The 429-nt window shown below is 48.0% G+C and carries 2 tRNA genes and 1 rRNA gene; all 3 read left to right on the plus strand.

Annotation, left to right across the window (positions count from 1 at the left end):
- A 16S ribosomal RNA gene (locus ABWU86_RS07015) occupies nucleotides 1–133 on the plus strand; the annotation flags it as partial.
- An 85-nt stretch (nucleotides 134–218) separates the two neighbouring features.
- Nucleotides 219–293: transfer RNA gene (locus ABWU86_RS07020), tRNA-Ile, on the plus strand.
- 36 nt (nucleotides 294–329) lie between these two features.
- A tRNA-Ala gene (locus tag ABWU86_RS07025) sits at nucleotides 330–402 on the plus strand.
- Nucleotides 403–429: the final 27 nt, after the last annotated feature.

A 429-nucleotide genomic window follows, 5' to 3' on the forward strand; every position in this document is an offset into this window, starting at 1 on the left:
CCATGAGAGTTTGTAACACCCAAAGACGATGGGGTAACCTTTTAGGAGCTAGTCGTCTAAGGTGGGACAGATGATTAGGGTGAAGTCGTAACAAGGTAGCCGTAGGAGAACCTGCGGCTGGATCACCTCCTTTCTAAGGAAATTACGGAAACTTACACTAGGTTCATCAATCTTATTCAGTTTTGAGGGATTTACCTTCATATGATTCTTAGCTATATGGGCCTATAGCTCAGTTGGTTTAGAGCGCACGCCTGATAAGCGTGAGGTCGGAGGTTCGAGTCCCCCTAGGCCCATCGACCTCGTAGGGGTCACAACAACCATATTTATATGGGGAATTAGCTCAGCTGGGAGAGCACCTGCTTTGCAAGCAGGAGGTCAGCGGTTCGATCCCGCTATTCTCCATTGACACGCAAGTGTCATTACTTGGTT

Source organism: Apilactobacillus pseudapinorum (genome assembly GCF_040369555.1).
Taxonomy (GTDB): domain Bacteria; phylum Bacillota; class Bacilli; order Lactobacillales; family Lactobacillaceae; genus Apilactobacillus.